The organism is Streptomyces sp. NPDC028910 (genome assembly GCF_055564955.1).
Map to the genome: position 1 here is coordinate 1 of NZ_JBVHVF010000052.1, position 7,858 is coordinate 7,858.

General features: G+C 70.6%; 9 protein-coding genes. 4 read left to right on the forward strand and 5 right to left on the reverse strand.

Translation table 11 applies throughout. The features are described 5' to 3' along the window. Positions 1 to 375 precede the first annotated feature (375 nt). Positions 376 to 1,017, reverse strand: coding sequence for a DNA-3-methyladenine glycosylase (locus ACZ4TV_RS33255; protein WP_468138985.1), 642 nt, complete (start codon positions 1,015 to 1,017; stop codon positions 376 to 378). A gap of 108 nt (positions 1,018 to 1,125) precedes the next feature. Between ACZ4TV_RS33255 and ACZ4TV_RS33260 the strand changes: the two genes are divergently transcribed. From ACZ4TV_RS33260 to ACZ4TV_RS33270, 3 genes are all read left to right on the forward strand, one after another. Next, positions 1,126 to 1,908 carry a sporulation protein gene (locus tag ACZ4TV_RS33260; RefSeq protein WP_468138986.1) on the forward strand — a complete coding sequence of 261 codons (783 nt, stop codon included), beginning with the start codon at positions 1,126 to 1,128 and terminating at the stop codon, positions 1,906 to 1,908. 416 nt (positions 1,909 to 2,324) lie between these two features. After that, positions 2,325 to 2,858 carry a YbhB/YbcL family Raf kinase inhibitor-like protein gene (locus tag ACZ4TV_RS33265; protein ID WP_468138987.1) on the forward strand — a complete coding sequence of 178 codons (534 nt, stop codon included), beginning with the start codon at positions 2,325 to 2,327 and terminating at the stop codon, positions 2,856 to 2,858. A 149-nt stretch (positions 2,859 to 3,007) separates the two neighbouring features. Continuing rightward, complete coding sequence (locus ACZ4TV_RS33270; protein ID WP_301372004.1) at positions 3,008 to 3,511, forward strand: HNH endonuclease; 504 nt, start codon at positions 3,008 to 3,010, stop codon at positions 3,509 to 3,511. 60 nt (positions 3,512 to 3,571) lie between these two features. Here the strand turns inward: ACZ4TV_RS33270 and ACZ4TV_RS33275 are convergent, their stop codons facing one another. The 4 genes from ACZ4TV_RS33275 to ACZ4TV_RS33290 form a co-directional block, all read right to left on the reverse strand. After that, a complete protein-coding gene (locus tag ACZ4TV_RS33275) occupies positions 3,572 to 4,342 on the reverse strand; it encodes a sulfite exporter TauE/SafE family protein (protein WP_468138988.1) in 771 nt (256 codons plus the stop codon). A gap of 89 nt (positions 4,343 to 4,431) precedes the next feature. After that, positions 4,432 to 5,418: an SPFH domain-containing protein gene (locus ACZ4TV_RS33280; protein ID WP_031147919.1), complete on the reverse strand. Its 987-nt coding sequence runs from the start codon at positions 5,416 to 5,418 to the stop codon at positions 4,432 to 4,434. An 84-nt stretch (positions 5,419 to 5,502) separates the two neighbouring features. Then, entirely contained in the window at positions 5,503 to 5,931 is a 429-nt protein-coding gene (locus ACZ4TV_RS33285; RefSeq protein WP_468138990.1) for an NfeD family protein, read from the reverse strand. 53 nt (positions 5,932 to 5,984) lie between these two features. Next, entirely contained in the window at positions 5,985 to 6,779 is a 795-nt protein-coding gene (locus tag ACZ4TV_RS33290; RefSeq protein WP_468138992.1) for an ABC transporter ATP-binding protein, read from the reverse strand. A gap of 144 nt (positions 6,780 to 6,923) precedes the next feature. Here ACZ4TV_RS33290 and ACZ4TV_RS33295 point away from each other — a divergent pair, with 144 nt between their 5' ends. Next, positions 6,924 to 7,703, forward strand: coding sequence for a hypothetical protein (locus tag ACZ4TV_RS33295; protein WP_468138993.1), 780 nt, complete (start codon positions 6,924 to 6,926; stop codon positions 7,701 to 7,703). The last annotated feature ends 155 nt before the right edge of the window (positions 7,704 to 7,858 follow it).

The window sequence follows — 7,858 nt, forward strand, 5'->3', positions numbered from 1 at the left end:
TTTGGCACGCTGTTGAGTTCTCAAGGAACGGACGCTTCCTTCGTACTCACCCTCGCGGGTTTTCCTCCGGGCTTTCGTTCTGTTCTTGCGTTTCCAACTCTACCAGATCATTTCCGCGTCCTGCTTCTCGAAAGTTGCAGTCGACTTGGATTTGAATTCGGTGACCGTTGGGGGTCTTTGCCTTTCGGCGTTCCATCACATTAGCGCTTATCCCTTGCGGCTCATAATCGAGCCACCGGCCGGGAATTCGGGCATGCCGAATAAGACCCCGCCAGGGGTAAGTCGTAGGTAGTGGGTTGGCCGCTCTGGGGGTCTGCTGATGGCAGTGCCCCGTTCAAGCGGCTCGGGCTACGTTAGGCGTCCGGCAGGGCCGAGTCAAGTTGAGCGGCGGCGTGGCGCGTGGGCGCGGTACGGGCTCACCGTCGGGTCGTGGGTGATCCAGAAGCGGTACGGGTGGCCGGCGCCGGCCCCGCCGACGCCCGTGCGCGGGCCGCTGCTCACCAGGTCGGGCGGGGTGGGGGTGCCCGTGAGGAGGGACAGCGGGGATTCGGGGCCCCCGCAGAGGTCGGTGCCGTCGAGGGAGCGGTTGATGTCCAGGGCCGTGGCCAGGCGGGCCGGCCCCTTGGCCAGTTCTCGTGGGTATCTGGCGGAAAGTCGGCGTTTGGCGGCCAGGTCGGCGCCCACCGTGATCTCGCCGGCGCGCAGCAGGACCCCGCTGGCGTGGCCGGGCGGGCCGCACACCAGGTTGAGGCTGAACCACATGCCGTAGATGAAGTAGACGTACGCGTGTCCGGGTGGGCCGAACATCGATGCGTTGCGTGCCGTGCGGCCGCGGTAGGCGTGGGATCCCGGGTCGGACTCGCCCTCGTACGCCTCCACCTCCGTGATGCGCAGTTCGATGGGGCCCTCCGGGGTACGGCGGACCAGGGTGCGGCCGAGGAGTTCCGGGGCCACGGTGAGGACCGGGCGGTCGTAGAAGGTCCGGGGCAGGGGCGTACGGTCGGGGCGCGCGCTCATCCGGTCGAGCGTAGTAGAAGGCGTACACCTGCAACCGGGGCCTAAGGTTCCGCGTTGGTAAGGGGTAGTCGCGGCGTAGTCGCCAGATCGTTCTAGGGGAGATTGAGCATGGGCTTCAAGAAGCTGTTCGCGAGCTTGGGTGCCGGTGGTGCTTCGGTGGACACCGTCATCACCGAGCCGAACGTCGTGCCGGGCGGGATCGTCCAGGGCGAGGTCCGGATCCAGGGCGGATCCGTGGAGCAGCAGATCGAGGGGCTGTCCGTCGGGCTTCAGGCGCGGGTCGAGGTCGAGGGCGGGGACCAGGAGTACAAGCAGGACGTCGTCTTCACCAAGCAGCGCCTCGGCGGTGCGTTCCAGGTGCAGGCGGGCGCCCTGCACGTGGTGCCCTTCGGGCTGGAGATCCCCTGGGAGACGCCGATCACCCACTTCGGGGGTCAGCACCTGCACGGGATGAACATCGGGGTCAGCACCGAGCTGGAGATCGCGCGCGCGGTGGACGCGGGTGACCTCGACCCGATCAACGTGCACCCGGTGCCGGCGCAGCAGGCGATCCTGGATGCCTTCCGGCAGCTCGGCTTCACCTTCCGCAGCGCGGACATGGAGCGCGGGCACATCCGCGGGACGCGGCAGTCGCTGCCCTTCTACCAGGAGATCGAGTTCCTGCCGCCCTCGCAGTACCGCGGGCTGCACCAGGTCGAGCTCACCTTCGTCTCGGACGGCCGGGAGATGGACGTCGTCCTGGAGATGGACAAGAAGCCGGGGCTGTTCACCGAGGGCAGCGACACCTACCGCTGCTTCCAGGTGGGTCTGCAGTCGTACCAGGAGACGGACTGGGCGGCGTACCTGAACCAGTGGATCGCCTCCGTCGGTTCGCAGCGCAACTGGCTGTGACGGAGGTGAACGGGACGGGCCCCGGCTGTCACTGACGGATCACTGACGGATCACTGACGGCCGGGGCCCGTCCTCGGTTCCGGGCGGGTGGGCTACATGCGGGCGTAGCCCCGGGCGGAGATCTTCTCGAAGGAGAGGCTGACCACGGTGGTCCCGTCCGCGGGCGTGGCGTGGGTGTCACGCAGCACCTTGAGCTCATCGTCCGTGAGGGCACGGCGGCCGCGTGCCGCCGGCCTCCGCGACCGGGGCGGCCACGAGGCCGGTCGCCGGCGTCGCCACGCAGGTCAAGAGGACCGTGGCCAGGGAGCCACTGCCTGATCTTGTACGGTTCATGGCTCCGAGATTGAGTAACGATCTTGATGGAGTCCTAGGCTCCGTCTCCACACAGGGTTTCCATCCGACCAGGAGGTTTCGACGTGACCGAGCGAGGCCGGGCGCCACTGCCGCACGATTACCACCCCGAGGTGCGCGCCTTCACCGTGGCCAGTGCGGATCTGGCGCCGGGTGCCGATCTGGGGGAGGGTCAGGTGCTCTCGGGCGGGAACCTTTCGCCGCAGTTGCGGTGGGAGGGGTTCCCTGAGGGGACGAAGAGCTTCGCCGTGACGTGCTTCGACCCGGACGCGCCGACGGGCAGCGGGTTCTGGCACTGGGTGCTCTTCGACCTGCCGGCCTCGGTCACCGAGCTGCCGGCCGGTGCGGGCAGCGGGAAGTTCGAGGGGCTGCCGGCCGGGGCCGTGCACGCGCGGAACGACTACGGGACCAAGGACTTCGGCGGGGCGGCGCCGCCGGCCGGGGAACGGCACCGGTACGTCTTCACCGTGTACGCGGTGGACCAGGAGAAACTGGGCCCCGGTGACGAGGCGTCTCCCGCCGCCGTCGGCTTCAATCTGCGCTTCCACACGCTGGGGCGTGCTCAGCTGATCGGTGAGTACGAGGCGCCGGCCGGCTGATCGTTCCCCGAGCGTTTGCCCGGTCCTGGTCTAAAGAAGGCCAGGACCGGGCATTTTTATTGCGTTGTCCCGCGTGGCGCGCGCGGCGAGAGTGGTCGCGGGCCCTGCCGCCAGGGTGGTCGCGGGCCTGCACACGGGAGGTGGGCGAGATGCGGGACACGCTGGTGCTGAATGCGAGCTTCGAGCCGCTGTCGACGGTGACCCTGAACCGGGCGGTGGTCCTGGTGCTCCAGGACAAGGCCGTCGTCGAGCAGTCGCATCCCGAGCTGCGTGTGCGCGCGGCCACCATGGATCTTCCGATGCCCCGGGTGATCAGGCTCTGCAGGTATGTCCGGGTGCCTTTCCGAAGACATGCTCCCTGGTCGCGGAGGGGGGTGTTGGTCCGGGACCAGCACCGGTGCGCGTACTGCGGGAAACGCGCGACGACCGTGGACCACGTGCTGCCGCGGGCCCAGGGGGGCGGGGACACCTGGCTGAACACGGTGGCCTCCTGCGCCGAGGACAACCACCGCAAGGCGGCCCGGACTCCGGAGGAGGCGGGGATGCCGCTCCTGCGCAGGCCCTTCGTGCCGTCTCCGGCGGACGCCATGCTGCTGGCTCTGGGCGTGGCCGGGCGGGAGGCGCTCCCGGAATGGCTGGAGCGCTCCGCCTAGTCGTATGCCCCGTGAGACGCGTGGCCGGGCGCGCTGGGCGACGTAACTGCGCTACGTCGCTCAGCGGACCAGCAGCTGGACGATGGCGATGACGCCGACCGTCACGATGACCGCGCGCAGGGCGGTCGGCGGGAGACGGCGGCCGACCTTGGCGCCGATCTGGCCGCCGATGGTGGAGCCGACGGCGATGAGGAGGACGGCCGTCCAGTCGAAGTCGGCGACGAAGAGGAAGATGACGGCCGCGATGCCGTTCACCATGGCGGCGATGACGTTCTTGACGGCGTTGATCCGTTGCAGGTCTTCGCGGAGCAGCAGGCCCATCAGGCCGAGGTAGAGCACGCCCTGGGCGGCGCCGAAGTAGCCTCCGTACGCGCTGGAGAAGAGCATGCCGCCGAGCAGGGCCGGTCCCCCGTCGGGGTGGCTCGTGTCGCCTCCGGCGGCTTCCTGGCGGCGGCGCAGGGTGGCGGCGAGCCGGGGCTGGAGGACGACGAGCACGAGGGCGAGTCCGATCAGGACGGGCACGATCGTGTCGAAGGAGTCGGACGGCAGGGTCAGGAGCAGGACCGCGCCCGCGATCCCGCCGACGAGGGATACGGCGCCGAGGCGCAGGATGCGGGCGCGCTGGCCCTGGAGCTCCTTGCGGTAGCCGATGGCTCCGCTGATCGAACCGGGCACCAGGCCGAGGGTGTTGGACACGTTGGCGGTGACCGGCGGCAGGCCGGTGGCCAGCAGCACCGGGAAGGTGATCAGGGTGCCGGAGCCGACGATGGTGTTGATCGTGCCCGCGCCGATGCCGGCGGCGAAGACCGCGAGTGATTCCCAGATGGACATGGACTCTGCCATCCCCTTTGCATGAGTGGGTCGCCTCCCCGCCATGAAGGTCGAGGGGCCTCACTGATCATGCAGGAGGGGGTGGGGGGTCAGTCGATGGGGGGCTGCTCGCGGCGGTCCGCGGAGTCCTTGTCCCGTGCGGCGGGGATGCCGCCGCCGTCCTTGCCGGAGTTCTGCGGGTTGAAGCCCGAACCGCCGCCCATGGGACCGAAGTTGCCCATGGCGCCGGAGAGGCCCTTGAGGGCGTCACCGATCTCGCTCGGCACGATCCAGAGCTTGTTGGCATCGCCCTCGGCGATCTTCGGGAGCATCTGGAGGTACTGGTAGGCGAGGAGCTTCTGGTCGGCGTCGCCGGCGTGGATGGACTCGAACACCGTACGAATGGCCTGCGCTTCACCCTCGGCGCGCAGCGCGGCGGCCTTGGCGTCACCCTCGGCGCGCAGGATGGAGGACTGCTTCTCACCCTCGGCGCGCAGGATCTCGGACTGCCGGACGCCTTCGGCCTGGAGGATCGCGGCGCGCTTGTCCCGGTCGGCGCGCATCTGCTTCTCCATCGAGTCCTGGATGGAGGTCGGCGGCTCGATGGCCTTGAGCTCGACGCGGTTGACGCGGATGCCCCACTTGCCGGTGGCCTCGTCGAGGACTCCGCGCAGGGCGGCGTTGATCTCCTCGCGGGAGGTGAGGGTCCGCTCCAGGTCCATGCCGCCGATGATGTTGCGCAGCGTGGTGACGGTGAGCTGCTCGATGGCCTGGATGTAGCTGGCCACCTCGTACGTGGCGGCCCGGGCGTCGGTCACCTGGTAGTAGATGACGGTGTCGATGTTGACGACCAGGTTGTCCTGGGTGATGACGGGCTGCGGCGGGAACGGGACGACCTGTTCACGGAGGTCGATCCGGTTGCGGATCGAGTCGATGAACGGGACGACGATGTTGAGGCCCGCGTTGAGCGTGCGGGTGTAGCGGCCGAACCGCTCGACGATGGCGGCGCTGGCCTGCGGGATCACCTGGATCGTCTTGACCAGTGCGATGAAGACCAGAACCACCAGAATGATCAGGACGATGATGATCGGTTGCATGCGGTTCCCCGTGCCCTTCCGGCTGTCTGTGCTGCCCCGTTGAGCGGAGTCTCGCAGACCCGGGGGCCGCGAGCAGGCTGCTTGTCACATGACGACGGCGGTCGCCCCGTCGATCTCCACCACGTCGACGGACTGGCCGGGTTCGAAACTGCTGTCCGCGTCGAGCGTGCGCGCCGACCAGATCTCGCCGGCGAGCTTGATGCGGCCGCCGCTGCCGTCGACCCGTTCGAGGACGACGGCGCTTTTGCCCCTCAACGCGTCGATGCCGCTGCGGTGTTGGGGGCGCTGGTCGCGGTGCCGGTTCGCGATCGGCCGTACGACGGCGATGAGCGCGACCGACACGACCGCGAAGACCAGGACTTGGGCCACCACTCCCCCGCCGAGGGCCGCCGTGACGGCGGCCGCGACCGCGCCGATGGCGAACATGCCGAACTCCGGCATGGCGGTCAGGACGAGGGGGATGCCCAGTCCGACCGCGCCGATGAGCCACCACACCCATGCGTCGATGTCCACGTGGTCATGGTAGGTCGGGTGGGCACCGTCGGGACAGGGTGCGGCCGCCCGTACTAACCGAGGGGAAGGCCTTGGGCGGTCCAGCGGTCGTTGCCGTTGCGCTCGACGACCAGCGGGAGGCCGAAGCAGAGCGAGAGGTTGCGGGAGGTGAGTTCGAGTTCGATCGGGCCCGCGGTGACGACCTTGCCCTGGCGGATCATCAGGACGTGGGTGAAGCCGGGGGCGATCTCCTCGACGTGGTGCGTGACCATGACCATGGAGGGGGCGAGCGGGTCGCGGGCGAGGCGGCCGAGGCGGCGTACGAGGTCCTCGCGGCCGCCGAGGTCCAGGCCGGCGGCGGGCTCGTCGAGGAGCAGGAGCTCGGGGTCGGTCATCAGGGCGCGCGCGATCAGCGTGCGCTTGCGCTCGCCCTCGGAGAGGGTGCCGAACTTCCGGTCGAGGTAGTCGGTCATGCCGAGGCGGTCGAGGAAGGCGCGGGCGCGCTGCTCGTCGACGTCCTCGTACTCCTCCTGCCAGGTCGCCGTCATGCCGTAGGCGGCGGTGAGGACGGTCTGCAGGACGGTCTGCCGCTTGGGCAGCTTGTCGGCCATCGCGATGCCGGCGACACCGATGCGGGGGCGCAGCTCGAAGACGTCCACCTTGCCGAGGGTGCTGCCGAGGATGGTCGCGGCGCCCTTGGTGGGGAAGAGGTAGCTGGAGGCGAGGTTCAGCAGTGTGGTCTTGCCGGCGCCGTTGGGGCCGAGGATCACCCAGCGCTCCCCCTCCTTCACCGACCAGGAGACCTGGTCCACCAGAGCCCGGCCCTCGCGGACCACGGATACGTCCACCAGCTCCAGAACATCGCTCATGAGCGTGTTGTCACCCCTTGCAGTCACGTTGCGGTCACGGTTCTCTGTGCGCCGGTAGACGCAGCCCCAGGGGAAAACCTACGCCACTCGGAGAGGGGTCCGGGGCCGGGGCCCGGTGCGGGGACCGATCCGTAAAGTGGGGGGATGCTTTTCGAACCACGTTCAGGGCGGCTGGCCGCCTGGGGGAACGCGCTGCTGGCCGGTCTGGTCTCGCCCGACGAGGCCGTGTTGTCGATCGTGGGCGAGGACGCCGTGCACCGGGTGGAGGGCCTGCCGGGTGAGGCGGGGCCGGTGGGGCTCACGCTGGCGCTCGGCCGGCTGCGGGCGCTGGGGGTGACGGGGCTGCGGGTGGCGCTGCCGGCGCCGGGGCATCCGCTGGGGCTGAGCGGGCCGCCGGAGTTCAACGCGCGGGCGCTGGAGGCCGAGGAGGCGGTGGTCGCGGTGGGGGCGGCGCTGGGACTGGTGCCGGAGGTGTCCGAGGCCGGGCCGGCCGGGGACGTGCACGTGTCGGTGACCTGGCACTGTCTGCCGGTACGGGAGGCGCCGCCGGCGGACGTGCCGTCGCTGAGCGAGGCGGAGCGGGAGCTGGCGGAGGCGCTGCGCGAGGCCACCGTGGCACTGACCCGGCTGGACGTGGCGGGGTCCGGGCCGGTGGCGGAGGCGGCGCTGTCGGCGTACCGGGCGCGGGCGGATGCCGGGCGGGAAGCGCTGGCGCCGGGGTATCCGGCGCGGGCGGTGCGGGTGCTGGCGCTGGCGCAGCGGGTGGACCTGCTGGTGTCGATGGCGTACGAGACCGGGCACGGGGGCGCGGTGGCCGCCTCGGAGATGGCGGCGCGGGCGGAGGCCTTGCGGCCGGTGGAGCGGGTGGCCCGGCGGGCGCTCGTCGCGGCGTACAACTCGGCCGTCGAGGAGCGGGGGCGCTAGGCACTGGGCGCTGGCCGCGGGCTCGGCGGACGGCGGGTGCGGGGCGGCTGCGCCGGGGCTCGGGGGGGGGGGGGGGGGGGGGGGGGGGGGGGGGGGGGGGGGGGGGGGGGGGGGGGGGGGGGGGGGGGGGGGGGGGGGGGGGGGGGGGGGGGGGG

Coding starts and splice junctions, on each gene's coding strand:
- ACZ4TV_RS33255 (WP_468138985.1), bottom strand. CDS start 1,017: ATGAGCGCGCGCCCCGACCGTACGCCCCTGCCCCGGACCTTCTACGAC.
- ACZ4TV_RS33260 (WP_468138986.1), top strand. CDS start 1,126: ATGGGCTTCAAGAAGCTGTTCGCGAGCTTGGGTGCCGGTGGTGCTTCG.
- ACZ4TV_RS33270 (WP_301372004.1), top strand. CDS start 3,008: ATGCGGGACACGCTGGTGCTGAATGCGAGCTTCGAGCCGCTGTCGACG.
- ACZ4TV_RS33275 (WP_468138988.1), bottom strand. CDS start 4,342: ATGTCCATCTGGGAATCACTCGCGGTCTTCGCCGCCGGCATCGGCGCG.
- ACZ4TV_RS33280 (WP_031147919.1), bottom strand. CDS start 5,418: ATGCAACCGATCATCATCGTCCTGATCATTCTGGTGGTTCTGGTCTTC.
- ACZ4TV_RS33290 (WP_468138992.1), bottom strand. CDS start 6,779: ATGAGCGATGTTCTGGAGCTGGTGGACGTATCCGTGGTCCGCGAGGGC.
- ACZ4TV_RS33295 (WP_468138993.1), top strand. CDS start 6,924: ATGCTTTTCGAACCACGTTCAGGGCGGCTGGCCGCCTGGGGGAACGCG.